Origin of the sequence: Cupriavidus alkaliphilus (assembly GCF_900094595.1) — a bacterium.
Taxonomy (GTDB): domain Bacteria; phylum Pseudomonadota; class Gammaproteobacteria; order Burkholderiales; family Burkholderiaceae; genus Cupriavidus; species Cupriavidus alkaliphilus.
Window position 1 is genome coordinate 1 of sequence record NZ_FMAD01000005.1, and the last position, 23963, is coordinate 23963.

Annotated in this window: 19 protein-coding genes, 1 rRNA gene and 1 pseudogene; 11 read left to right on the top strand and 10 right to left on the bottom strand. The window is 69.4% G+C overall.

Features of this window, described 5'->3' with window-relative positions:
* Positions 1-83 (bottom strand): 16S ribosomal RNA (locus GA0116996_RS11920); the annotation flags it as partial.
* Between the two features lie 486 nt (positions 84-569).
* Here GA0116996_RS11920 and GA0116996_RS11925 point away from each other — a divergent pair.
* Entirely contained in the window at positions 570-2165 is a 1596-nt protein-coding gene (locus tag GA0116996_RS11925; protein ID WP_092311266.1) for an exonuclease domain-containing protein, read from the top strand.
* A gap of 127 nt (positions 2166-2292) precedes the next feature.
* Positions 2293-2745, top strand: a complete 453-nt coding sequence (locus tag GA0116996_RS11930; protein WP_092311269.1) for a hypothetical protein — start codon at positions 2293-2295, stop codon at positions 2743-2745.
* 34 nt (positions 2746-2779) lie between these two features.
* Here GA0116996_RS11930 and GA0116996_RS11935 read toward each other — a convergent pair whose 3' ends face one another.
* Both GA0116996_RS11935 and GA0116996_RS11940 read right to left on the bottom strand, forming a co-directional pair.
* Entirely contained in the window at positions 2780-3754 is a 975-nt protein-coding gene (locus GA0116996_RS11935; RefSeq protein WP_092311272.1) for a pyridoxamine 5'-phosphate oxidase family protein, read from the bottom strand.
* A 50-nt stretch (positions 3755-3804) separates the two neighbouring features.
* Positions 3805-4455 carry a glutathione S-transferase family protein gene (locus GA0116996_RS11940; protein ID WP_092311275.1) on the bottom strand — a complete coding sequence of 217 codons (651 nt, stop codon included), beginning with the start codon at positions 4453-4455 and terminating at the stop codon, positions 3805-3807.
* Between the two features lie 98 nt (positions 4456-4553).
* Here GA0116996_RS11940 and GA0116996_RS11945 point away from each other — a divergent pair, with 98 nt between their 5' ends.
* The 3 genes from GA0116996_RS11945 (at position 4554) to GA0116996_RS11955 (ending at position 7165) form a co-directional block, all read left to right on the top strand.
* Positions 4554-5456 carry a LysR family transcriptional regulator gene (locus GA0116996_RS11945; RefSeq protein ID WP_092311278.1) on the top strand — a complete coding sequence of 301 codons (903 nt, stop codon included), beginning with the start codon at positions 4554-4556 and terminating at the stop codon, positions 5454-5456.
* Positions 5457-5657: 201 nt separating this feature from the next.
* Positions 5658-6344, top strand: a complete 687-nt coding sequence (locus GA0116996_RS11950) for a TetR/AcrR family transcriptional regulator (protein WP_092312252.1) — start codon at positions 5658-5660, stop codon at positions 6342-6344.
* Positions 6345-6490: 146 nt separating this feature from the next.
* The gene (locus GA0116996_RS11955; RefSeq protein ID WP_092311280.1) at positions 6491-7165 is read left to right on the top strand and encodes a histidine phosphatase family protein; all 675 of its coding nucleotides are present in this window, start codon (positions 6491-6493) and stop codon (positions 7163-7165) included.
* 158 nt (positions 7166-7323) lie between these two features.
* Here the strand turns inward: GA0116996_RS11955 and GA0116996_RS11960 are convergent, their stop codons facing one another.
* The 3 genes and pseudogenes from GA0116996_RS11960 to GA0116996_RS11970 form a co-directional block, all read right to left on the bottom strand.
* Positions 7324-8499 (bottom strand): acetyl-CoA C-acetyltransferase, encoded by a 1176-nt coding sequence (locus tag GA0116996_RS11960; protein WP_092311283.1) that lies wholly within the window; start codon positions 8497-8499, stop codon positions 7324-7326.
* 144 nt (positions 8500-8643) lie between these two features.
* The gene (locus GA0116996_RS11965) at positions 8644-9111 is read right to left on the bottom strand and encodes a PaaI family thioesterase (protein ID WP_092311286.1); all 468 of its coding nucleotides are present in this window, start codon (positions 9109-9111) and stop codon (positions 8644-8646) included.
* Between the two features lie 4 nt (positions 9112-9115).
* Positions 9116-10090: pseudogene (locus GA0116996_RS11970) on the bottom strand (NAD(P)H-dependent flavin oxidoreductase); the annotation flags it as partial.
* 228 nt (positions 10091-10318) lie between these two features.
* Between GA0116996_RS11970 and GA0116996_RS11975 the strand changes: the two are divergent.
* Positions 10319-11194, top strand: a complete 876-nt coding sequence (locus tag GA0116996_RS11975; RefSeq protein WP_092311292.1) for a crotonase/enoyl-CoA hydratase family protein — start codon at positions 10319-10321, stop codon at positions 11192-11194.
* A gap of 31 nt (positions 11195-11225) precedes the next feature.
* Positions 11226-11897, top strand: a complete 672-nt coding sequence (locus GA0116996_RS11980; protein WP_092311295.1) for a nitroreductase — start codon at positions 11226-11228, stop codon at positions 11895-11897.
* 9 nt (positions 11898-11906) lie between these two features.
* Here the strand turns inward: GA0116996_RS11980 and GA0116996_RS11985 are convergent, their stop codons facing one another.
* Together GA0116996_RS11985 and GA0116996_RS11990 are read right to left on the bottom strand one after the other, a co-directional pair.
* Entirely contained in the window at positions 11907-14663 is a 2757-nt protein-coding gene (locus GA0116996_RS11985) for a winged helix-turn-helix domain-containing protein (protein ID WP_092311298.1), read from the bottom strand.
* 170 nt (positions 14664-14833) lie between these two features.
* On the bottom strand, positions 14834-16381 hold the full coding sequence (locus tag GA0116996_RS11990; protein WP_092311301.1) for an AMP-binding protein: 1548 nt from the start codon (positions 16379-16381) through the stop codon (positions 14834-14836).
* A gap of 254 nt (positions 16382-16635) precedes the next feature.
* Between GA0116996_RS11990 and GA0116996_RS11995 the strand changes: the two genes are divergently transcribed.
* The 4 genes from GA0116996_RS11995 (at position 16636) to GA0116996_RS12015 (ending at position 22062) form a co-directional block, all read left to right on the top strand.
* On the top strand, positions 16636-17796 hold the full coding sequence (locus GA0116996_RS11995; protein ID WP_092311304.1) for an acyl-CoA dehydrogenase family protein: 1161 nt from the start codon (positions 16636-16638) through the stop codon (positions 17794-17796).
* Positions 17797-17837: 41 nt separating this feature from the next.
* Positions 17838-19073, top strand: a complete 1236-nt coding sequence (locus GA0116996_RS12000; RefSeq protein ID WP_092311307.1) for an acyl-CoA dehydrogenase family protein — start codon at positions 17838-17840, stop codon at positions 19071-19073.
* Positions 19074-20008: 935 nt separating this feature from the next.
* Positions 20009-21145 (top strand): FAD-dependent monooxygenase, encoded by a 1137-nt coding sequence (locus GA0116996_RS12010; protein ID WP_092311310.1) that lies wholly within the window; start codon positions 20009-20011, stop codon positions 21143-21145.
* A gap of 71 nt (positions 21146-21216) precedes the next feature.
* Complete coding sequence (locus GA0116996_RS12015) at positions 21217-22062, top strand: IclR family transcriptional regulator (RefSeq protein ID WP_092311313.1); 846 nt, start codon at positions 21217-21219, stop codon at positions 22060-22062.
* Here GA0116996_RS12015 and GA0116996_RS12020 read toward each other — a convergent pair.
* Positions 22049-23065, bottom strand: a complete 1017-nt coding sequence (locus tag GA0116996_RS12020; protein WP_092311316.1) for a tripartite tricarboxylate transporter substrate binding protein — start codon at positions 23063-23065, stop codon at positions 22049-22051. The two genes, GA0116996_RS12015 and GA0116996_RS12020, sit on opposite strands and share 14 nt — an antisense overlap.
* Before the next feature lie 35 nt (positions 23066-23100).
* Positions 23101-23952, bottom strand: a complete 852-nt coding sequence (locus GA0116996_RS12025; RefSeq protein ID WP_092311319.1) for an IclR family transcriptional regulator — start codon at positions 23950-23952, stop codon at positions 23101-23103.
* Between the last annotated feature and the right edge of the window lie 11 nt (positions 23953-23963).

Below are 23963 nucleotides of genomic sequence, written 5' to 3' on the forward strand. Positions count from 1 at the left end.
CGAAGCCCGCGCTGCCGTTCGACTTGCATGTGTAAGGCATGCCGCCAGCGTTCAATCTGAGCCAGGATCAAACTCTTCAGTTCAATCTCTGTGTGACCCTCGCGGGTCTCGCTCTTTCGAGCGGTCGCTCACTCTCAGAAAACTGACTGACCAGATCCGAAGACCCAGTCACGTTTTGCTGTGCGAGCACTGTATAACTTGAAGCATCACTGTCCGTAGACAGCGGCGTCCGCTACCCAGCGCCCACACTTATCGGTTGTTTGTTTGTTAAAGAACTTCGCCGCCCGGCTTTGCCGTTCAGCGCGCTGCGTTGTCTGCAGCAGAGAAACGAGATTATGCAGAGCTTTCTTCGTTTCGTCAACCGTTCGCAGCAATCTTTTTTGCTGCCGTCGGCGCTGCAAACCTCGCTGCGCCAACCTCCCGGCCGACCCCGCAACCCTTGCTGCGCCTGCCTTGCAGGGGCCGCGTTGTGTTGCGAGGGGGCGAATAATAAGCGAGCGCGGCGGGGTTGGCAAGGGGTATTTGAAAACTTCTTCGTGCCGCCATCGGCGGCCCCTTAAAATCGGCAAATGCCTGACCTGACTACCTATCAACCGTCGCGCCTGCCGGCGGACGGTACCCGCCTGCTCGATGCCCAGTCGCTGGCCGCCGCACTGTCGCGTCCTATCGTATTTGTCGACCTGGAAACCACCGGCGCGGACGCCCAGCGCGACCGCATCACCGAGATCGGCGTGGTGGAGGTGGGCCCGGACGGTATTGTCGAATGGGAGACCCTGCTCGACCCCGGCATGTCGATACCGCCGTTTATCCAGCGCATGACCGGCATCAGCGACGACATGGTGCGGGGTCAGCCCACCTTCGAATCCCTGGCCGAGTCGCTCGCGGAGCGACTGCAGGGGCGCCTCTTCGTGGCCCATAACGCACGCTTCGACTACGGTTTCCTGAAGAACGCGTTCCGGCGCGCCGGTGTGACGTTCCGGGCCGACGTGCTGTGCACTGTCAGGCTCTCACGCTCGCTGTACCCGTCGGTCGAGCGCCATGGCCTGGATGCGCTGATCGCCCGCTTCGGCCTGATGCCCAAGGGCCGGCACCGTGCGCTGGCCGACGCCGAGCTGCTGTGGCAGTTCTGGCAGAAGATCCATGCCACCTATTCGGTCGACCTGGTGGAAGCGGCGGTGCGCACACTGGTGCGGCGCGCCAGCCTGCCGGCCGGCCTGGAAGAGACCGCGCTCGAAGACGTGCCCGCGGCGCCTGGCATCTATATCTTCTATGGCGACCAGGACGTGCCGCTCTATGTCGGCAAGAGCGTGCACCTGCGCCAGCGGATCGGCGCGCATTTTTCGGGCGACTACCGCTACGGCAAGGACATGCGGCTGGCGCGGCTGGTGCGCCGGGTTGAATGGCGGGAAACCGGCGGCGAAACCGGCGCGCTGTTGCTGGAAGCCCGGCTCGTCAAGGCCATGCAGCCGGTGCACAACCAGCTGCTGCGCCGGAATACGCGCCTGTACGCATGGGAGTTGCCGCAGCAGTTGCCGGTGCCGCGCCTGCGCTCGGATCGCGACACGGACTTCTGCCGGCATCGCGACCTGTTCGGCGTCTTCGGCAGCCGTGGCGCGGCCGAGGCACGGTTGCGCGCGCTGGCCGAGGAGCACGGCCTGTGCCTGGCCACGCTGTCGCTGGAAAAGACCACGCGCCGTGGCAGCCCCTGCTTTGCGCGCCAGGTCCACCGCTGCGCCGGCGCCTGCGTCGGCGTGGAATCGTCGCGCGAACATCGTGCCCGTCTGGCCGCCGCGCTGGGGCCGATCGCGCTGGTGCCATGGCCGTTCGACGGCCCGGTGGCCTGGCGCGAGCAACACGGCGCGCGCGCATGGTGGCATGTGGTTGACGAGTGGTGCTACCTGGGCTGCGCGGACACGCTGGAGGAAGCCGGCGCGCTGGCCGCCGCGCCCGCGCATTTCGACCTGGACACCTACCAGATCCTGGCGCCGCGCCGGGAGCAATGGATGCCGGACGCGGTGCCGCTGTCGGTGCGCCGGAATTTCACGCTGACCGCGCCAGAGACGCACGCTGAAGCCGCGCGTCCCGCACGCGCGGTGGCGACGCATGCTGCGCGCAAGTCCCCTGCCGCCCCCGGGCAGCAAACCCTCGGCTTGTTTGCCGAGTAAGCCTGCCGGGCCGCCGGCCGCGGCAGTCTGTACGCCAGGCCCCAAACGCCCCTTGCAAACGATGTGACGGCTCCGCTAGTCTCCACAGACCGGCCCTTGCCGCCGGCTGCGCCGTTGTGGAGCCGCCATGTCCGCCAATCCAGCCCGATTTGCGTATGCCGCCCGAACCGGGGCGCGCAGGCTAACGCGCGCCGCTGTCCTGTGCGCGGCGACGTTGGGGGCCACTTTGGCGGCAGCCTGCGCGGGAATCGGGACGGGCGCGATGCAAGACGTCATCGATTCCTGGAAGAACATTTCCGTCGAGGAGGCGAAGCGCCAGTGGGGCCCGCCGCAGGCCGTGCAGGCCCTTCCCGCCGGCACCGCCTACGTCTGGACTGATTCCGTGCCGGCCGCGCGGCCGCCGGGCAGCGGCCCGCGCGATGCCGGCATGGAGCGCACGCCTGTGCCGGGGCAATGCCAGCGCAAGCTGGTGGCGGATCCCAATGGCATCGTGACCGGCGGTGAGTGGCGCGGCGACGCCTGCTGCATCACCGCGCTGGCCGGGCGCTGTGCCGCGCTCAAATACCGGGCGCGCCGCTGAACCCGACCATGGTCCGGCGCTCAGCCCACCGCGCTCAGAGTTCCGGCCACGCGCCGGTATCGTCCAGCACCGGCGAGAATTCGCGGAACGCGAAGCGCAGCGGCAACACGCGTTCGCGCCGCACCACGCGTTGGACACGCAGCCGCACCAGCCGCTCGGCGCCAGCGTAAGAGGCCAGTTCCTGGCCCTCCCAGATCACTTCGGCACGCCCATTCACATGCAGCAGCGAACCGTCGGCAAAATCCGGCACGACGATACCCGCACGTGGGTCGGCCAGCAGATTGCCGATCGTGTTGAAGAAGTTATTGCCATTGAAATCCGGAAACGTCAGGGTATGGGCATCGTCCACGCGGATAAAGCCAGGCTTGCCGCCGCGATGCGAGACGTCGACACCGCCGGTGTGCTCGCCCTCGTCTTGCGGCGACGCGATATGGCTGGACGCGATGAACAGCGTATCGGCGCCGCGCAGCCAGGCGCTGGCCTGCGCGTCGAGCGCGTCGCCGTGCCATGTTGCAGGGGCGGCGGCAAGCTCGGCAGCGGCTACGTCGCGCAGCTGGATGTAGCGCGGGCAGTTGCCGAAGCTCTGCTCGACCTCGACCGTCAGCCCCGCCTGATCGCGCGCCACGATGATGCCGTTCATGCGGTTGCGCCGGCGCGTGGGCAGCTCGATGCCAAGCAGCCCGATGCGTGCGCCCTGCTCCAGCGCCGCGGCCAGCGGATCGCCGGGCAACGGCACGGCGTCGATGCGCAGGTGCGTGGCGTCCGGCGTCTGCGCAAACCCGGGGGGGCCGACCAGCAGCGTGGCCCACGGCATGCCGTCGGCATCGACCGCGCCGGCCAGCAGGAACGGTAGTTGCGCGAAGAACGTGCGGTGCTGTTCCGGCATCTCGCCGCGGATCACGCGCGGACCCGCCGCGGCCATGCGCTCGCGCTTGCCGGCGCGCTGCTGTGCCGCGAGTTCGCCGGCGTGGAATGGCAGGCCGGCATGCGGCCAGGTGGGCAGATCCATGATTGGCTCCTTCGCAACGGAAATGGCTTGACGCTCGCCGGACGCAATGGCTAGGCCGCCACGCTGGGCTTCGATACCAGCATCGGCACGAAGCCAGGCAATGCCTCCATGCGGCGCAGCCAGGCATTGAGCGCCGGGTACGGCGCCAGCGGCACGTTGCCTTCCTCGGCGCGGGCGATATAGCTGTAGGCGGCCACGTCGGCAATGGTGGCGTGATCGGCGGCCAGGAACGAGCCAGCGGCGAGCACCGATTCCATCAGCGTGAACAGCCGCTGCGCGCGGGCGACGGCATCTTCCATCGGCACCGGCCGGCCGAACAGCACGCCCAGGCGCGCGGCGGCCGGGCCGAACGCAATCTCGCCGGCGGCCACCGACAGCCAGCGCTGCACGCGGGCGGCGCCGACCGGATCGCGCGGCAGCCAGCGGCCGTCGTCGTAGCGCGTGGCCAGATAGACCAGGATCGCGTTGGAATCGCCCAGCACCACGCCGTCGTCGTCCAGCACCGGCACCTGGCCGAACGGGTTCAGGCGCAGGAAGGCCTCGCTGCGTTGCTCGCCGCCGCGCAGGTCGACGTCCACCAGCCGGCAGGGCAAGCCCAGCAGCCCCAGCATCAGTTCGGCGCGATGCGCGTGGCCGGACAACGGCGAACGATACAACACCAGCGGCCTGGCGGGCACTGCGGGGGAATTGGTCTGTTGCATGGCACTCTCCTGAGCGGTTGGTATGGACGGATTCTCGGCGCCCGCGACAGTGGAATAAATGGCGCCATTGATATTTGACTACTCCGAAAAATGGAGTAATGTTTGGCGCCATGGACAAGCTACGTGCAATGCAGACCTTTGTGCGGATCGTCGACGAAGGCAGCCTGACGGCCGCCGCGGCGTCGCTGCATACCTCGTTGCCGGCGGTGGTGCGCACGCTGGCGGCGCTCGAATCCGAACTGCAGGTGCGGCTGCTCAATCGCACCACGCGGCGGCTGTCGCTCACCGCCGAGGGGCGCAGCTACCTGGACGGCTGCCGGCGCATCCTGGCCAATATCGACGAAGTCGAAGCGGGCCTGACGGAGAGCCATGTCGAGCCCAGCGGCCAGCTCACCCTGACCGCCTCGGTGCTGTTCGGCCAGATGTACGTGGCGCCGGCGGTGACGCGCTTCGTGCAGCGCTATCCGCGCGTGCGCTGCCGCATGGAATTCACCGATCGCGTGGTGAACCTGCTCGAGGAAGACCTCGACGTGGGCGTGCGCATCGGCCCGCTGGCCGACTCTACGCTGGTGGCGCAATCCGTCGGCCGCATCCGCCGCGTGGTGGTCGCCACGCCCGCCTATCTGCGCAAGCACGGCGTGCCGCGCCACCCGGACCAGCTGGCCAGCGCCAACTGTTTGCGCTTCACCGGCAACCATGCGCACTGGTGGTCGTTCCGCGATGGCGAACGCGAGTTTCATGTGCCGGTGTCGGGCAACCTGGAATTCAACCAGACCGCGCCCGCCGTGGCCGCCTGTGCCGCCGGTGCAGGCTTCGGCCATTTCCTGTCGTACCAGGTCGCGCAGCTAGTCGAGGAGCGCAAGCTGCGCATCGTGCTGGAGGACTTCGAGCTGCCGGCGTGGCCGCTGTCGCTGATCTATCCCCACGCGCGGCTGCTGCCGGCGCGTACGCGCGCCTTTATCGACTGGATGCGCGACGAGCTGAGCCCGCGCTTCAGCTGAGCCCTGATCTCACGCGCTCGCATTCAGAATGTTCTGATTGATCGCTCCGGCAAAGCGCACGGCACGCGGCCCGCACCATCGGGCAGCGCATGGCATCCGTGCGGCATATTTGCAGGGCCAGCCGACAAAACCTCTTGACGCGTTGCGGTGCGCACCGGTATTTTCAAATTCGAATCCGAATTCGAATACGGAAATATGACCATGTCAGCGACGCCTTCCAGCTTCCCCGCCAACGCTTCCTTCCCCCGTATCGACACCCCCTCGATCCTGCAACCGCCCCGCCAGCGCCGTGCGCGCGAGACCGAGCAGGCCTTGCTGGGCGCGGGCCGCGAATTGCTTGCGACGCGCGACTTCGCCGCGGTCTCGGTAGCGCAGATCGCAGCGGCGTGCCAGGTCTCGGTGGGCGCCTTCTACGGGCGTTTCCGCGACAAGATGGCCTATTTCGAGGCGCTGCGCGCGCTGGTGATGGAAGAGACTTCCGCCTCGATCGACCGCTACCTGGCGCAGGAACGCTGGGACGATGTCGCCACGCCGGTGCTGCTGGAAAAGACCGCCAGGTTCATGGTGCTTGGCACGCTCGCCAACCGTGGCGTGATGCGCGCGTCGCTGCGGCATGCCTCCGCGCGCCCCGAGGAATGGCTGCCCCACCGCCAGAACGGTGAAGCCATTGTCGAGCGCATGGTGCAACTGCTGGTGCCGCGCCTGCCACTGCCCGCCGACACCGCCGAACTGCGTGTGCGCTTTGCCATGCAGGCCGTCTTCAGCGTGCTGGTCAATGCCGTGCTCAACGATTCCGGCCCGCTGCACCTTGACGACGAACGGCTGATCACCGAGCTGAGCCGTCTGATGGCTGGCTATCTCGACGTCAGGCCGACCGCGACGGCCTGAGCCTGCTGGGTAATGCAGCCGGGCCATGGCTGCTATGAATTGCGCGGCGCTTGCTTGGCGGTGGCGCCGGCGCTCCCTACAATCTGCCCACGCCCGGCCCCGCGCCGAGGCAGCCTTATCCGCCTCACTGCTCATCGGGACCACTCATGGCCACGCTTTTCCTCGTCCGCCACGGACAAGCCTCGTTTGGCGCCGCCAACTACGACTGCCTGTCGCCCACAGGGCGCCAGCAGGCGCGCTGGCTTGGCGAATATTTCGCTGAGCGCGGCGTCAGCTTCAGCCGGGTAGTGTCGGGCACGCTGGTGCGCCAGCAGGACACCGCCGCGGAAATCCTGGCCGGCATGGGGCAGCCGCAGGCCGCGGTGATCTCGCACCCCGGCCTGAACGAATACGACGGCGAGGCGCTGTACCGCTGCCACACCGGCGGCGCCGACCACCGCGCCCACCAGAACGCCGACTACAACGACTACTGGCGCACCTTCCGCGCGGCCTACGCGGCCTGGACGCAGGACGGGCTGGCCGACATGCCCGAGAGCTGGGTGGACTTCGGCGCGCGCATTGCCGGCGCGCTGGCGCAGGCCAGCGAGGGCACCACGCGCGAGGACGCCATCCTGGTGGTCAGCTCGGGCGGCGCCATCGGCCGCGCCACCGCAGACCTGCTCGGCGCGCCGGCGCAGGCTGCGATCGAGATGAACCTGCAGTTCCGCAATACCGCGTTCTGCGAGATCATCGTCGGCCGCGGCGTGCAGCGTCTGCTGAGCTTCAACAACGTGCCCCACCTCGAGCGTGCCGACCGGCGCAGCGCCGTGACCTTCGCCTGACCTACCTTGCGGGTTCGGCGCCAGCCGCCCACCAAATGACAATGGCCGCGATTTCGCGGCCATTCTTTATCTTTCTCCGGCTGCTGGCGCGGGCACTTTGACATGCCCGCGCCGCCGGTCCTTCTCCCTTTACTGCTCTGTGCCGCTGCGCCTCTGTCTTACAGGCGCTCGACGATGGTCACGTTGGCCAGCCCGCCGCCTTCGCACATGGTTTGCAAGCCGTAGCGCTTGCCATGCGTATGCAGCGCATGCACCAGCGTGGTCATCAGCTTGGCGCCGGAGCCGCCAAGCGGGTGGCCAAGCGCGATCGCGCCGCCATGCACGTTCAGCCGCTCGGGATCGGCGCCGGTGGCCTTGAGCCAGGCCAGCGGCACCGGCGCGAAAGCTTCGTTGACTTCGAACAGGTCGATATCGCCGATACGCAGGCCGGCGCGCTTGAGCGCCACCTCGGTGGCCGGCAGCGGCGCTTCCAGCATCACCACCGGGTCATGGCCGATCACGGTCATGCTGTGCAGGCGCGCCAGCGGCTTGACGCCCAGCTTCTTCAGGCCGGCTTCGTTGACCACCATCAGGCCCGCGGCGCCGTCGCAGATCTGGCTGGCGGTGGCAGCGGTGACGCGGCCGCCTTCGGCGATCAGCTTGACGCTGCCGATGCTGTCCAGCGTGGCGTCGTAGCGAATGCCTTCGTCGGTGGTATGCATCTCGCCGTTGGCGCCATCGGCGGTGCGCACTTCCACCGGCAGGATCTCGGCGCTGAAGCGGCCGGCCTTGGTGGCGGCGATGGCGCGCTGGTGGCTTTGCAGCGCGTAGGCGTCGAGCTGTTCGCGCGACAGCTCGTACTTGCGCGCGATCATCTCGGCGCCGGTGAACTGGCTGAATTGCACGCCGGGATAACGCGCCTCGACGCCCGGGCTCTTGGGCACGCCGAAGCCGTTCTTCGCCGGCAGCTGCGAGGACAGGCCCATCGGCACGCGCGTCATGCTTTCGACACCGGCGGCGATGACGACGTCCATCGCGCCCGACATCACCGCCTGCGCGGCAAAGTGCAGGGCCTGCTGCGACGAACCGCACTGGCGGTCGACCGAGGTGCCCGGCACGCTCTCCGGCAGGCGCGAGGCCAGGATGGCATTGCGCGCCACGTTGCCGGCCTGCTCGCCCACCTGGCTCACGCAGCCCATGATGACGTCTTCGACCAGCGCAGGGTCAGCGCCGGTGCGTTCCACCAGTGCGTCGAGCACCTGCGCGGCCAGGTCGGCCGGATGCCAGCCCGACAGCTTGCCGCCCTTGCGGCCGCCGGCGGTACGGACCGCCGCGACGATATATGCCTCTGCCATGTGATCTCCTTGGTTCGGTGCGGGCCGCCGGGGCAGCCATGTTGTGGTGCGGCATGCCGGCATGAGAGCCGGCAGCATCGATGGCTATTGTTGCGCCGCGGGAGGCGGCGAGCGTCGTCGGAAGCGACGAAGTTGCCGCAGCACTCAGGCGCGCGGCGCCAGCACCGCGAAGATCGCCGTGGCGCGCAGCAGGCAGCGCTCGCCGCTGAACAGCCGGCAGGTGCCGTAGCGCAGCCGCGAGCCGAGCTTGTCGAATTCCACGCGGGCCTCGACCCAGTCGCCCGGCCGCGCCGAATCGAGATAGTCGAGACTCAGGTTGACCGTGACCGCGCTTTTGGCGCGGCCGGTTTCCAGCGACATCATCATGCCGATGGCGGTATCGGCCAGCGTCGCCAGCATGCCGCCGTGCGGGATACCCAGGTTGTTCAGGTGGCTCTCGTCGATGCGCACCGCCAGCGTGCGGCGGGCCGCGTGCAGATAGAGCTGGCCGAAGCCGGCCATGTAGCCGCTCATCCGCCGCAGCGGGACAAAGCCTTCGGGCACGTCGGCGCCGGCTTCGGCCGGCGCGGCGCTGGCGCGGGCCAGCGCCGCCTCGATTTCCGCCTCGGCCATGGCGTCAGGCGAAGTAGCGCGAGGCCACGCTGAGGTGCTCGCGGCAGTCGGCCACCATGCGCGCGATCAGTTCTTCGCAACTGGGCACGTCATCGATCAGGCCCACGCACTGGCCGGCGCTGATGATGCCGCCGTCGGTTTCGCCCGCCTTGAGCGCCGCCTTGCCGCGCACGCCGGCGACCAGGTGCTTGACGTCCTCGAACTGTGCGCCGCCGGGACGGCGTTCGATGCTTACCACTTCGTCCGACACGGCGTTCTTGAGCACGCGCGCGGTGTTGTGCAGCGTGCGGAAGATCAGGTTGGTGTCGCGCTCGCTGGCCTGCACCAGCGCCTGCTTGACGTTGTCGTGGATCGGCGCCTCGCGCGTGGCGCAAAAGCGCGTGCCCATGTTGACGCCCTCGGCACCCAGCACCAGCGCCGCCGCCATGCCGCGCCCGTCGGCGATGCCGCCCGAGGCGATCACCGGGATCGACAGCTTGCGCACCGCCTGCGGGATCAGCACCATGCCGGGCACATCGTCCTCGCCCGGATGGCCGGCGCACTCGAAGCCGTCGATCGAGACCGCGTCCACGCCCAGCCGCTCGGCCGACAGCGCATGGCGCACCGCCACGCACTTGTGGATCACCTTGATGCCCGCGGCCTTGGCCCGCGCGATATGTTCCTTGGGGTTGTTGCCGGCGGTCTCCAGCACCTTGACGCCGCTCTCGATAATGACGTCGAGGTAGCGCGCGTACGGCGGCGGGTTGATCGACGGCAGCAGGGTCAGGTTCACGCCGAACGGCTTGTCGGTCATCTCGCGGCAACGGCGGATCTCTTCGGCCAGGTCCTCGGGCGTGGGCTGCGTCAGCGCCGTCAGGATGCCCAGGCCGCCGGCGTTGGAAACGGCGGAGGCCATTTCGGCGTAGCCAACCCATTGCATGCCGCCCTGGATGATCGGGTAGCGGATGCCAAGCAGTTCGGTGATGCGTGTCTTCATGGTGGTCCTTTTGCTGTCTGTGCCGGCAGAGGCAACGGCGCAATGTCGTGATGTGCCGGCCCTGCCGCCTGCCCGGCATCAGTCTACGGTGCCGCGCGCCGTCACAGCCTCGTCGGAAGCGACGATTGCGGGCGGCGCAATCTGCACTAGTGTTGGGCGAGCCCCCGCCCCCCTGCCGGCGCTTGTCCCGGCACTTCCGGCATCCCTTCCTACCTCCCAGCAGGAGCCCGCATGACGCCAGCCACGCCTTCGTTCGAAACCCTGCGCTATGCCGTTGCAGACGGCGTTGCCACCATCACCCTGCACCGCCCGGACCAGCTCAATGCCTTCACCGCGCAAATGATGCATGAGCTGATCGCCGCGTTCGACGCCACCGATGCCGACGACAACGTGCGCGCGGTGATCGTCACCGGCTCGGGCCGCGCGTTCTGCGCCGGCGCCGACCTGTCCGGCGGCAGCTCCACCTTCGATTTCGAGAAGCGCTATGGCGCCAGCCCGGACACCGCGCATCGCGACGGCGGCGGGCGCGTGTCGCTGCGCATCTTCCGCAGCCTCAAGCCAGTGATTGCCGCGGTCAACGGCGCCGCGGTCGGCGTGGGCGTGACCATGCAGCTGCCGATGGATATCCGGCTGGCCTCGACCGATGCCAAGTTTGGCTTTGTCTTTGCACGCCGCGGCATCACGCCGGAAGCGGCCTCGTCGTGGTTCCTGTCGCGCGTGGTCGGGATCTCGACCGCGCTGGAGTGGTGCTATACCGGCCGCGTGTTCTCGGCGCAGGAAGCGCACGAGCGCGGCCTGGTGCGCTCGCTGCACGCCCCCGAAGACCTGTTGCCGGCGGCGCAGGCGATTGCCCGCGAGATCGCCGCCAATGCCGCGCCGGTGTCGGTGGCGATCTCGCGCCAGCTGATCTGGCGCATGGCCGGCGCCAGCCACCCGATGGAAGCGCACAAGCTCGACAGCCGCGCGATCCAGTCGCGCGGACGCTCCGCCGACGTGAAGGAAGGCGTCAGCGCATTCCTGGAAAAGCGCCCCGCCGCGTTCCCGGAGACCGTGTCGCACGACATGCCGGACTTCTTCGACTGGACCAGCGAGCCGCCCTTCGCCTGACGCGCACGCGTCGATGTTTTCCGGAGTCCCGATGAAAGTCAGCCAAGCCGTCGCCAGCCGCAAGTCCGTCCGCGGCTTCCTGCCCCGGGCCGTTGCGCCTGAAACCATCCGCCGCGTGCTCGACGCCGCGGCGCGCGCGCCGTCCGGTGGCAACCTGCAGCCATGGCACATCCATGTGGTCGGCGGCGAGGCGCTGGAGCGGCTGCGCGGCATCATGCGCGAACGCATCGCCGCGGCCCCTGCCGGCGAAGCGCGCGAATACGACATCTATCCGCGCGAGCTGGTCTCGCCCTACCGCGAGCGCCGCTTCGAGGTGGGCGAGGCGCTCTACCAACACCTCGGCATCCCGCGCGAGGACAAGGCCCGGCGGCTGGCGCAGTTCGCCAGCAACTTCACCTTCTTCGGCGCGCCGCTGGCGCTGTTCTGCACCGTGGACCGGCGCATGGGCCCGCCGCAATGGTCGGACCTGGGCATGTACCTGCAGACGGTGATGCTGCTGCTGCGCGAAGAAGGCCTGGACAGCTGCGCGCAGGAGTGCTGGGCCATGTATCCGCAGGCCATCGCCGAATTTTTGTCGCTGCCGGCCGAACGGATGCTGTTCAGCGGCATGGCGATCGGCTACGAGGATCCCGAGGCGCCCGCCAACCGGCTGCGCGCCGGGCGCGCGCCGCTGGCGGAATTCACCGAATTCATCGGTATCTGAGTCGGAAGTTCAGAGCAGGCCGAGCTGGCGCGCGATCGCCACCGCCTGGGTGCGGTTGCTGGCGTGCAGCTTGGCGCTGATATTGCGCAGGTGGGTGCGCACCGTGGTCTCGGACACGAACAGGCGCTCGGCCATGGCGACGTTGGAATAGCCCTCGGCGAGCAGGTGCAGCACCTTCTGCTCCTTGGGCGTCAGCGGCTCGACCAGCGCCGGCGGTGCGGGCCGGCCGGCGCCGGGCGGCTCCGCGGCGGCCTGGCCGCAAGCCTGCAGCAGCTTGTCGACGTAAGGCGCCGGCAGGCTGGCCGCCTGGCGCGCGCAGGCGTCGGCCACCAGCCGGCGCACATCGTCGCCCTCGTCGGCAAAGATGCGCACGAAGCCTTCGGCAGCGCCGAAGCGCAACGCCTCGCCCATCACTACCAGCGCATGCGCGCCGTCGCCGGTGCGCTGCCATGCCTGCGCCAGCAGGATGCGCAGCTTGAGCGCGCGGCGCATCAGCTGGTTGCCCGCGGCGGCCGCGAGCTCGCGTTCGATGGCCTCGCGCACCGGCGTGCCCGGGCGCGCGTACAGGTCCAGCCGCAGGCGGCCCAGCGTGATGTCCTCGACATCGCTGGCAAACGAGCTGACGCCGGGCCGCGTGCGCCACAGCGCCGGATCGGCGGCGCGCTCGATCGCCTCCTGCGCGGCGTGCACATTGCCCTGGCGCAGCGCCAGGCGGGCGCGCTCCAGCATCGCCGCCATCACCAGCCGCGTCAGGCCGCGATGGTGGCCCAGCGCTTCGAGCTGCGCCAGCCATTCGTGGGCCTGGTCGGTCTCGCGGCGCTCGAAGGCGATGCGGGCCAGCACCGCGTGGCCGGTGATGATCTGGTCGGGCAGGCCGAGGTCGCGCGACAGCGGCAGGTAGACGTTGAGCAGGCGGCTGGCGCGCTCGGAATCGCCGCTCTCGTACAGACCCTCGGCCAGCAGGATGCCGGCCATGGCATTGCCGTTGGTAGGTCCGAAGCGGTTCGGCAGCATCGTGCTGGCGGCGATGCGGAAGCGCGCCAGCGCCTGCTGCAGCCGCCCCTGGCGCAGGTCGATCAGCCCCTCGACCGATTCCGAGAAGATCTTGTTGAAGTTGCTGTCGGACCCGCGCACCGCGTGGCGCGCCACCTGCAGCAGTCGGCGCGCCTCGGGGTAGTCACCCACCACCGCGGCCAGCCGCGCCATCGAGGTGGCCAGGATCGCGTCGGGGAAGGCATAGCCCATCGGCAACGGCGGCAGCTCGTTGCGGGCGAAGGCGCGCGCGTCGTCGAAGCGGTCCATCATGTTCAGCAGCATGTGGCGCAGCGCGCGGATATGCGCCAGCAGGTCGCCGGCCGCGCCCTCGGTGGGGATCTGCTGCAGCAGCGCGATGGCTTCGGCCGGCCCGCGCGTGAACGACACCGCCCACACGCGCGCGATCTGCAGCTTGGGCAGCCGGGCCAGCTCGTCGGCGGGCACCGACTCCAGCCAGCGCGTCAGCAGCCGCATGCGGCCCTGCGCCAGCAGGTCGTCGGCGGCGCTGTCGAGCAACTGCAGCGCATGCGCCAGCGCACCGGCGGCGAAGGCATGTTCGATGGCGGGCACCAGCCGCCCCTGCGACTCATACCAGCGCGACGCGGACAGGTGCAGCCGCGGCACGGACCCGGGCATCGCCTGCGCCAGCTGCGCGCGCAGGAAACCGGAGAACAGGCTGTGATAGCGATACCACTGCTCGGGCGCGGCGCCGGAGCCGCGCTCGCCATAGCGCTCGCTCTCCAGCGGCAGCAGGAACAGGTTGGCGCGCTCCAGCCAGGCGAGGATCTCCTCGCTGCTGCCGTCTGCCGGCTGGCACACCGCATCGCACAGCGGCCCGCACAGCTGGTCGAGGATCGAGGTGCGCAGCAGGAAGTCGCGCACCGCTTCGGGCAGGTGCAGGAAGACGTCTTCGACCAGGTAATCGGCAATGGCCGCGTTCGAGCCCGAGAACCCGGCAATGAAGCCCTCCGGCTGGGTGCGCCGCTCCAGCGCCACCGACGCCAGCCACAGCGCCGTGGCCCAGCCCTCGGTGCGCCGGTGCAGCACGCTGATAGCGGACTGTTCCAGCTTCAGCCCGCGCGCCTGGCGCAGGAAGGACGCAGTCTCGTCGGCGGAAAAGCGCAGCTGCGCCGGCTCGATCTCGAGCAGCTCGCCGCGCGCGCGCAAGCGCGCCAGGCCGGTTTCGGGGACCCAGCGGGTGCCGACCACCACGCGGCAGCCGGGCGGCAGGCTTTCCACCAGCTGCCAGACCAGTCCCGCCACGGCGGCATTCTGCACAGCTTCGAAATCGTCGAGGAACAGCGTGAAGTCGCCGTGATGGCTGGCGAGGCGGTCGATCAGCGCCAGCGCCTGCTCGCCCGGGTCCTGCGCCAGCGCCTGGCGCGCGGACCGGTCCGGCCCGCCGCTGCCCAGGCCCTGCGCGATCGCAGCCTCGATCGAGCCCAGGAAGCGCGAGGGGTCGTTGTCCGAGCGGTCCAGCGTCAGCCACGCGGTGCGGCCGCCAGCGGCCTCGAGCCGCGCGCGGCACTGGAGCATGGCGGTGGTCTTGCCGAAGCCGGCGGGTGCGCGCACCAGCACCAGCTTGACGAAGCCCGCCGCGCATACGGCATCGCAGATCGCCGCGCGCTGGACCTGGAACGGGGTCAGCAGCGGCGGGCGCAGCTTGGCGGCCAGCGATGCCGCGCCGGCAGGTGGCGGCGTACGCCGTCCGGTCTCCTCGATACTTGCCATTGGCTGTCAGTGGTCTCCCGCACATCGCGGCCCTTGGCGGGCGCGCCATGCGCCCCCGGCGCTGCAGGATGCAGGCGGGTGGCCGTGGCTGTGGTGTAGCGAGGCATTATGACGTAAACCGCTGCGCTGGCGAAACCGCGGGCAGCGGCCAGGCACCGTTTGCCGCGGTCTCACACCAGCTTGCTGGCGTGTCCGGCCCAGTAGCGGTCGCGCAGCAGCCGCTTGAGCAGCTTGCCGGTGGGCAGGCGCGGCAACTCGGGCTCGAAGTCGACCGAGCGCGGGCACTTGATGGCAGACAGGTTGGCGCGGCAGAACGCAATCAGCTCGGCCGCGAGTTCGGGCCCCGCCTGGCCCATGTCGGCGGGCTGCACCACGGCCTTGACCTCTTCGCCGAAGTCTTCGTTGGGCACGCCGATCACGGCGACATCCATCACCTTCGGGTGCGTCATCAGCAGGTTCTCGGCCTCTTGCGGATAGATGTTGACGCCGCCGGAGATGATCATGTTGGCCTTGCGGTCGGTCAGGTACAGATAGCCGTCCGCGTCCACGTAGCCGACATCGCCGATGGTGCTCCAGTCCGGATGCTGCGGATGGCGTGTCTCCGCGGTCTTGGCCTCGTCGTTGTGGTACGTGAAGGGACGGCCCTCGGCAAAGTAGATGGTGCCCGGCTCGCCCGGCGGCAGCAGCGCGCCGTCCGGCCCGCAGATGCGCAGCTTGCCCACCATGGCGCGCCCCACCGTGCCCTTGCGCTGCAGCCATTGCGGCGTGTCGACCACGGTCACGCCGTTGCCCTCGGTGCCGGCGTAGTACTCCCAGATCACCGGCCCCCACCACGCGATCATGGCTTCCTTGACCTGCACCGGGCACGGCGCGGCCGCGTGGATCGCCACGCGCAGCGACGACACGTCATAGGCCTGCCGTTGCGCCTCGGGCAGCTTGAGCATGCGCGAGAACATCGTCGGCACCAGTTGCGTATGCGTGATGCGGTGTTGCTGCACCAGCCGCAGGAACTGCTCTGCATCGAAATGCTCCATCACCACCGCGGTGCCGCCCAGTGCCTGCACCGACATGGTGTAGCGCAGCGGCGCCGCGTGGTACAGCGGCGCGGGCGAGAGGTAGCGCGTGTCGGCGTCGAAGCCGTAGAGCCGCTGGCACAGCGCGGTCAGCGTCGTCGGCGCGTCGATGTCGGGACTCGACGGCGGCGCGTACACGCCCTTGGGCCGGCCAGTGGTCCCCGATGAATACAGCATGTCGCCGCCGGTCACCTCGTCGTCGATGCGCGTGGCCGGACAATCGGCCAGCGCGGTCTCATAGGCCTGATAGCCGGGCACGGTGCCGTCCAGCATCAGGCGCGCCTGCAGCGCCGGCGTCTGCCCGGTCAGCGCCGCGGCGATCTCCGCCTGCGCGTGCGTGGTGACCAGCACGCGCGCGCCGCTGTCATTGACGATATAGGCGGCATCGGCCGCGTTCAGGCGCGTGCTCAGGCAGATATAGACGATGCCGCTGCGCTGGGCACCCCAGCACAGCTCGAACAGCCGCGAATGGTTCTCCACCATGAAGGCCACGCGGTCGCCGGGCCGCAGGCCGAGCTGGCGGAACAGGTGGGCAACCCGGTTCGAGCGCTGGTCCAGCTCGCGGTAGGTGACGACGGCGCCGCTGCCGCCCATGATGACGGCGGGCTTGTCGGGCGTGCGCTGCGCGTGGATGTGCGGATGCATGGCGTGGAGCTCCTCGACTGGGATGGTGGGTGGGCGGAAGCCGATCCCGCATTTTCGGAACCCTGGCGGGTTCGACCATCGTCGGAAGCGACGAAGCGGCACGGCCCCGTTTTGCCGCAGCGCCGCAAAAAATGGCTTGTTCCGGGCCGCGCCTCAGCTTCGTCCGATGCGACGATGCGCCGCCGGCCGGCCTGGCCGGAAGATGCCCGCCAGACTACCGCCCTCACGCCTCACCCTTATCCGAAGGAGCCAAGGTGGATTTCCAGTTCAGCGAAGAACAGTCGATGCTGCGCGACACGCTCGGGCGTTACCTCGCCGACCACTACGATTTCGAAGCCCGCCGCGCCGCGGCGCAGTCCGCGGCGGGTTGGCGTCCCGACTGCTGGCGCGCGTTTGCGCGCGACCTGGGCATCCTGGGCGCCGCGTTTCCCGAGCACCTCGGCGGCCTCGGTGGCCTCGGCGGCGGCGCCGTCGAGCATATGGTGGTGATGGAACAGCTCGGCCGGCACCTGGTGCTGGAGCCCTACCTGGGCACCGTGGTGCTGGGCGGCGGCGCGCTGCTGCACGGCAGCCCCGAGCTGGCGGCGCAGTGGATCCCGGCCATCATCGGCGGCGAGGCCACCGTGGCATGGGCCCATGCCGAGCCCGCCAGCCGCTACTGCCGGCACGATGTGCAGGCCAGCGCCACGCGCCAGGGCGACGGCTACCGGCTCAGCGGCCACAAGCACGCCGTGGCCGGCGCGCCGTTCGCCTCGCACCTGGTGGTCAGCGCCCGTAGCAGCGGCGCGCGCCGGGACCCGGGCGGCATCAGCCTGTTCTGGATCGCGCGCGACACGCCGGGCGTGACGCTGCGCGAATATCCCACCTTCGACGGGCAGCGTGCCGCCGAGGTACTGCTCGACAACGTGCAGGTGCCGGCCAGCCAGCGCGTCGGCGCTGAAGGAGAAGCGCTGGCACTGATCGAGCAGCTGTGCGACCACGCCATGATCGCGCTGGCCGCCGAAGCCAATGGCGCGATGGCGCGCATGCTGGCCGACACCATCGACTACGCGCGCCAGCGCAAGCAGTTCGGCGTGCCGATCGGCACCTTCCAGGTGCTGCAGCACCGCATGGCCGACATGTACATGCAGCTGGAGCAGTCGGTGGCGCTGACGCAGGTGGCCGCCATGCAGGCCGGCAGCGCTGCGCCGGTGCGCGCGCAGGCCGCATGCGCGGCGAAGATCCAGGCCGGCCAGGCGGGCGCCTTCGTCGGGCAGGGCGCGGTGCAGATCCACGGCGGCATGGGCGTGACCGAGGAACTGGCCGTGGGCCACTACTTCAAGCGCGTCACGGCCATCGACCTGCAGTTCGGCTCGGCCGAGCACCACCTGCGCCGCTATGCCGACCTGCTCTATCCCGCCCGGGCCGCGGCCTGAAGCCGCCCCGATCCACGATCGATTACCAGCGAGGCCCGTCGATGCATCTCGATTTTTCCCCGCAAGACCAGCAGTTCCGCGAAGAAGTACGCGCCTGGATTGCCCAGGCCTATGACGCCGACCTGCGCGCGATGATGGCGCAGTCCAAGAACGGCTACCTCGACAAGGCCGGACAGGTGCGCTGGCAGAAGGCGCTGCACGCGCGCGGGTGGGCCGCGCCGAACTGGCCGAAGGAATACGGCGGCCCGGGCTGGAGCGCGGCCGAGCGCTTTATCTTCCAGTCCGAACTGGCCGCCGCGGGATGCCCGCCGGTGTCGCCGATGGGCCTGAAGATGGTCGCGCCGGTGATCATGAAGTACGGCACGCCCGAGCAGAAGCAGCGCTTCCTGCCGCCCATCCTGAGCTCCGACGTGTGGTGGTGCCAGGGCTATTCCGAGCCCAATTCCGGCTCCGACCTGGCGTCGCTGCAGCTGCGCGCCGACCACGGCACCGACCGCGACGGCGAGCACTACATCCTCAACGGGTCCAAGATCTGGACCACGCATGCGCAATGGGCCGACTGGATGTTCTGCCTGGTGCGCACCAGCCGCGAATCAAAGCGCCAGGAAGGGATTTCGTTCCTGCTGCTCGACATGCACACGCCCGGCATCACGGTGTCGGCGCTGCCGACGCTGGACGGCCCGATGCCCGGCCAGCAGGAGGTGAACCAGGTCTTCTTCGAGAACGTGCGGGTGCCGGTGGCCAACCGCATCGGCGAGGAAGGCAAGGGCTGGACCTACGCCAAGTACCTGCTGGAATTCGAGCGTGGCGGCACGTATAGCCCGATGCTGCGCAAGCAGCTTTCCAAGATCGCGGAGATCGCCGCGGATCAGCCTGGCGACGACGGTGGGCGGCTGCTGGACGACCCGGTGTTCCGGCGCAAACTGGCCGCGCTGCACCTGCGTGCGGCGGCGCTGGAAGCGGTGGAATTGCGGGTGTTTTCCGGGGTGGAGTCGGGCACCTCGATCGGTGCCGCATCGAGCATGCTCAAGCTCACGGGCACCGAGACGCTGCAGGCGGTTAGCGAGCTTGCGGTAGAGGCGGCGGGGCCTGCGGCGCTGCCGTTTATGCAGGACACCTGGGCTGAATTGCAGGGACGCGAGGCGCCGCCGCGGGTTGGGCCGGGCTATGCGGCTGTGCTGGCGCCGCGCTATTTCAACTATCGCAAGGCTTCGATTTACGGGGGGTCTAATGAGATCCAGCGGAACATCATTGCGAAGGTTGTGTTGGGGCTTTGAGGTTGAGGGGGGTTACGTGCGAAACGGTTTTTTGGGGGTGGTCGCTGTTGGTGACATGCTGTCGGCTTTTGAACCGCGTGGTTCCGCCCTCCTGGGCGGGTCACTTTTTGGCCGAGCGCCAAAAAGTAACCAAAAAGCGCGTTTACTGCCCTGCGGGCGGCATGTCTTATCGTAGTGTGCGTTGGGGTTTTCGTACGGGGCTTTGCTTCCTCACATAGCGGGACTGCCTGCCGCGGTGGTGCACTACGGTGGCAGGGGCGTTGGAGTGGTGTTTGAACGAGCCCAGAGCGCTCGGTGGCTGCCTGCTGCGGGTCTTGTCGTAGGAACGCCTACGGCTGCTGCGCCGGCAGTATCGCAGTGCGTGGGCTCGGGCACGGAACGCGTCGCTGTGCTCGCTTGGCTTTCGGTGCGCGCACGATTCGCTTCCGCGCAGGGGGCCTCCGGAGGGGCGCGTACGCGCCGCAACAGCGCGTGCGAGCGCAGCGACGCACTCCGTGCCAGAGCAGTAGACCTGAGATAGGGAGCGCGCGCAGCGCAGCCGTAGGCGTCCCACCAATAACGCGGTTAGCAGGCTGCCACCGACCTAAAGTCGGGTTCGTCCATCCGCCCCCGAACGCCAGGCACATCCAGGTAGCGTCAGCAGGGTGGAACCACCATCCGCCTGACCGTGAGTCACCACCGCCGGAACCCCCAACGCCGCCTTAGCCAGCCGCTCAGGCGACGCGTTTTTTGGTTACTTTTTGGCGCTCGGCCAAAAAGTGACTCGCCGGCTACGCCGGCGAAACAGCCACGCCCGCCAAGAACGATAGACCACCGCATTGCCTCCCAGAACTCCCGCCTAGGGTTCCCCCTTAATTGACGCTCCCTCCTCTCACCCATATATTTTTATGAACATCTAGTTCATTTTTGAACAAACACAACGTCAACTGGAAACAATGCCCCTCAAAATCGGAATCAACGGCGCCGGCATCGGCGGCCTCGCCGCGGCCATTGCGCTGCGCAAGCTCGGCATGGAAGCCGTGGTCTACGAACAAGCCCCCCGCTTTGCCCGCGTCGGCGCCGACATCAACCTGACCCCCAACGCCGTGCGCGCGCTGGACGGGCTGGGCGTTGGCGAGGCCCTGCGCGAGACCGCCGCACGCCCCAGCCACCGCATCAGCCGCATGTGGGATACCGGCGCTGAAACCTCGCGCCTGCCGATGCAGGAAGAGGCCGAGCGGCGTTATGGCGCGCCGCAACTGACCATGCACCGCGCCGACCTGATGACCGCGCTGGAAGCCGCCGTGCCGGCCGCCTGCGTGCGGCTCGACCACAAGGCGGTGGCGGTCGAGGCCCGCGCCGATGGCGCCACGCTGTCCTTTGCCAATGGCGCGCAGGAACACGTCGACGTGCTGGTGGGCGCCGACGGCATCCATTCCACCGTGCGTACCGCGCTGTTCGGCCAGGAGAGTCCGATCTTCACCGGGGTGGTTGCGTATCGCGCCGTGGTGCCGGCCGCGCGCCTGGCCGGCGTGCCCAACCTCGGCGCCTTCACCAAATGGTGGGGCCCGGACGCGGCCACGCAGATCGTCACCTTTCCGCTCAACCGCGGCCGCGACATCTTTATCTTTGCCACCGTCGCGCAGGACGCCTGGCGCCATGAGTCGTGGACCACGCCGGGCCGCGTGGAAGATCTGCGCAACGCCTATGCCGGCTTCCATCCCGAGGCCCGCGCGCTGCTCGACGCCTGCGACGACGTGCTGATCTCCGCGCTGTACGTGCGCGATCCGCTGCCGGCCTGGTCGGCGGGCCCAGTCACGCTGATGGGCGATGCCTGCCATCCAATGATGCCGTTCATGGCGCAGGGCGCGGGCATGGCGATCGAGGACGGCGTGGTGCTGGCGCGCTGCCTGGCCGATGCCGACGGCGACGGCGCCGCCGGCGTGCCGGCCGCGCTGGCGCGCTACCAGGCCGCGCGCCACGCGCGCACCAGCCGCATCCAGGTCGGCTCGCGCAGCAATGCCTGGCTCAAGGAAGGCGGCAACGCCGACTGGGTGTACGATTACGACGCCTGGAACGTCGCCCTCGGCTGAAGCCCGCGGCCTGCGTTCCACGCCAGCACGGCCGCCTGCGCGGCCGTTTTCCATGGACAGTCCACGCCAACATGCCCAAGTCCCGCCTGACCACCGAACCTGACCTCGACGACGGCGCCGCACCGGAGGATGCCCGCGAGGCCCAGCTGGTATCGCCGGTCATCCGCGGCCTGCGCCTGCTGCGCTTTATCGCCGAAGGCGGCGCCACCGCCAACCTGAGCGAGGTCGGCCGCCGCATCGACGTGAACCGGGTCACCGTGATGCGCCTGCTCGATACGCTCGAGCATGAAGGCATGGTCGAGCGGCTGCCCCAGGGCGGCCACCAGGTCGGCTTCAACTTCCTGAAGTTGGCCTCGCGCGTGCTGGCCGCCAACGACCTGACCAGCTTCGCCGGGCGCGTGCTGGCCCGGCTCAGTGCCTCGCTGCAGCTGTCGGCCTACCTGGCGGTGCGCGATGGCGGCGATGCGCTCTACCTGCTGCGCCAGATGCCGGCGGCGGCGCTGGTCAGCAATATCCAGGTGGGCAGCCGCGTTGCCGCGCACCTGACCACGCCGGGCCGGATGCTGATTGCCGAGCTGCCGCCCGAGACGCTGCGCGAATTGCTGGGGCCCGATCCGCTGCCGGCCGCCACCGGGCAGAGCCCGGCCACCCACGCGCGCCTGGCCGAGATCCTGGCCGCCGACCGCGAGCGCGGCTGCGCATGGAGCTTCTCTGCCTACGAACCCGGCATCGATGCCTGCGCGGCACCGGTGCGCGGCGCCGACGGCGCGGTGATCGCCGCCATCAGCGTGGCCGGCCCGCAGCAGCGCTTCGAGGCCGACGGCACGCTGCGCGAGCGCGTCGCCAGGGAAGTCCGGCAGGCCGCGCGCGACCTGTCGGGGCTGATGGGTTACCGCGGCGACGCTACTCCGCGGTGATGCCGTATTGCCGGATCAGCTTGGCCCACGTCGCGGTTTCCTCGCGGATGCGCTGGGCGAGCGCCTGCGGCGTGCTGCCCACCGGCTCCATGCCCTGGCGCTGCAGCTCGGCCCGCACCGCGGGCGTGGCCAGCAGCGCGCGCACGTCGGCGCCGAGCGCATCGGCCGCGGGCTGCGGCGTGGCTTTGGGCACCAGCAGCGCGTACCACGAACTGACGTCGATGCCGGGCACGCCCTGCTCGGCCAGCGACGGCACGTCGGGCGCGGCCGGTGAGCGTTTCGGCTGCGTCACCGCCAGCGCGCGCAGCGCGCCGGAGCGGATGAACGGCGCCAGCGTCGGCCAGGTGCCGAACAGCAGCGGCACCTGCCCGCCCACCACGTCGTTGAGCGCCTGCGTGGTGCCCTTGTACGGCACGTGCAGCAGCGCGATGCCGGCCTGGTGGCGGAACAGTTCGCCGGCCAGGTGCAGGCCGCTGCCGACGCCCGGGCTGGCATAGCCCAGCGGCTTGCCAGACTGGTCGGCCTGCCGCGCCAGCCTGACCAGGTCCTGCACCGAAGCGGCCTGCACCGACGGGTGCACCGCCAGCACGTTGGGCGAGCCCGCCAGCAGCGACACCGGCCGGAAATCGCGCTCGACGTTGTAGGCCAGCGCGGGCATCAGCGTCGGGTTGATGGTGAGGTTGCCGGCCGGCGCCACCAGCAGGGTGCAGCCATCGCCCGGCGCGCGCCGCACCGCGTCGATGCCGATATTGCCGTTGGCGCCGGGCTTGTTGTCGACCACGAAGGGCGTGCCGCGCCGCTGCTGCAGCCCGTGGGCCAGCGTGCGCGCGAGCTGGTCGGCGGGCCCGCCCGCCGGAAACGGCACCACGATGCGCACATTGGCGCAGGCCGCCGCCTGCGCCGCCTGCCAGGGCAGGCATGCGGCCAGCGCCGCGGCCAGCACCGTGCCGGCCAGCCATTGCCGGCGCCGCGGCGCCGCCTGTCGTTGCTTGCATTGCTGCATCTTGCTTTCCCCTGGTGGCGGGCGGCACCGTGCCGTCAGGCGAACGGCCTGGGCACCTCCGGCCGGTAGTCGAGCAGCCGCGACAGCTCCGCCGCGGCGCGCCGCACCTGTTCCACCATGTTGTCGAGCTGGTCCGGATCGATGCGCGCGGCCGGAATGGTCGCGCCCAGCGCCGCCGTCACCTTGCCGCTGCGGTCGCGCACCGGCGCCGCGATGGTGGAGATGCTGGCCTCGAAGAATCCTTCGTGCAGCACATAGCCGCGCTGGCGGTCGCGCTGGACCATTTCGTACAGCTCTTCGACCGTGCGCGGCGTGCTTTCCGAATAGACTTCCAGCCGCTCTTCCGGATAGAGCGCGCGCAGTTCGGCCAGCGACAGGTCTTCCAGCAGCACGCGCCCCAGCACCGTGGCATGCGCCGGCAGCCGGGTGCCGACATTGACGGTGCTGGCAAACGGGCGCGACGCCACCGATTTGGCCACATAGACGACGGAGCGGCCGTCGCGCACTACCAGGTTGCACGGGTAGTGGATCTCGTCGCGCAGCCGGTCCAGCAGCGGGCGCCCAAGCTCGGTCAGCTCCAGCGAGGCGAGGTAGTCGAAGCCCAGGCGCAGCACCGCCATGCCCAGCCGGAACTCGCGCCCGCCGTCGGTGCGCTCGACAAAGCCCATCATTTCCAGCGTGGCCAGCAGCCGGAACACGGTCGAACGCGGCACCTTGAGCCGGCGCGCCAGCTCGGCGGCCGACAGGGTGCGCTCGCGGCTGCTGAATTCGCCCAGCAGGCGCAGGCCGCGCTCCAGCCCCGGCACGATGTACTTGTCCTGCGCGCTGTCCTGCGCACCCTCCTGGCCGCCTTCCTGCGTGTCGTCCTGCGGCGAATCGGTCGTCATGGTCTGTCTCT

What these genes read in the sequence shown, in the direction of transcription:
- GA0116996_RS11925 (WP_092311266.1), top strand. Translation starts at nt 570, where the DNA reads ATGCCTGACCTGACTACCTATCAACCGTCGCGCCTGCCGGCGGACGGT.
- GA0116996_RS11930 (WP_092311269.1), top strand. Translation starts at nt 2,293, where the DNA reads ATGTCCGCCAATCCAGCCCGATTTGCGTATGCCGCCCGAACCGGGGCG.
- GA0116996_RS11935 (WP_092311272.1), bottom strand. Translation starts at nt 3,754, where the DNA reads ATGGATCTGCCCACCTGGCCGCATGCCGGCCTGCCATTCCACGCCGGC.
- GA0116996_RS11940 (WP_092311275.1), bottom strand. Translation starts at nt 4,455, where the DNA reads ATGCAACAGACCAATTCCCCCGCAGTGCCCGCCAGGCCGCTGGTGTTG.
- GA0116996_RS11945 (WP_092311278.1), top strand. Translation starts at nt 4,554, where the DNA reads ATGTTTGGCGCCATGGACAAGCTACGTGCAATGCAGACCTTTGTGCGG.
- GA0116996_RS11950 (WP_092312252.1), top strand. Translation starts at nt 5,658, where the DNA reads ATGTCAGCGACGCCTTCCAGCTTCCCCGCCAACGCTTCCTTCCCCCGT.
- GA0116996_RS11955 (WP_092311280.1), top strand. Translation starts at nt 6,491, where the DNA reads ATGGCCACGCTTTTCCTCGTCCGCCACGGACAAGCCTCGTTTGGCGCC.
- GA0116996_RS11960 (WP_092311283.1), bottom strand. Translation starts at nt 8,499, where the DNA reads ATGGCAGAGGCATATATCGTCGCGGCGGTCCGTACCGCCGGCGGCCGC.
- GA0116996_RS11965 (WP_092311286.1), bottom strand. Translation starts at nt 9,111, where the DNA reads ATGGCCGAGGCGGAAATCGAGGCGGCGCTGGCCCGCGCCAGCGCCGCG.
- GA0116996_RS11975 (WP_092311292.1), top strand. Translation starts at nt 10,319, where the DNA reads ATGACGCCAGCCACGCCTTCGTTCGAAACCCTGCGCTATGCCGTTGCA.
- GA0116996_RS11980 (WP_092311295.1), top strand. Translation starts at nt 11,226, where the DNA reads ATGAAAGTCAGCCAAGCCGTCGCCAGCCGCAAGTCCGTCCGCGGCTTC.
- GA0116996_RS11985 (WP_092311298.1), bottom strand. Translation starts at nt 14,663, where the DNA reads ATGGCAAGTATCGAGGAGACCGGACGGCGTACGCCGCCACCTGCCGGC.
- GA0116996_RS11990 (WP_092311301.1), bottom strand. Translation starts at nt 16,381, where the DNA reads ATGCATCCGCACATCCACGCGCAGCGCACGCCCGACAAGCCCGCCGTC.
- GA0116996_RS12000 (WP_092311307.1), top strand. Translation starts at nt 17,838, where the DNA reads ATGCATCTCGATTTTTCCCCGCAAGACCAGCAGTTCCGCGAAGAAGTA.
- GA0116996_RS12010 (WP_092311310.1), top strand. Translation starts at nt 20,009, where the DNA reads ATGCCCCTCAAAATCGGAATCAACGGCGCCGGCATCGGCGGCCTCGCC.
- GA0116996_RS12015 (WP_092311313.1), top strand. Translation starts at nt 21,217, where the DNA reads ATGCCCAAGTCCCGCCTGACCACCGAACCTGACCTCGACGACGGCGCC.
- GA0116996_RS12020 (WP_092311316.1), bottom strand. Translation starts at nt 23,065, where the DNA reads ATGCAGCAATGCAAGCAACGACAGGCGGCGCCGCGGCGCCGGCAATGG.
- GA0116996_RS12025 (WP_092311319.1), bottom strand. Translation starts at nt 23,952, where the DNA reads ATGACGACCGATTCGCCGCAGGACGACACGCAGGAAGGCGGCCAGGAG.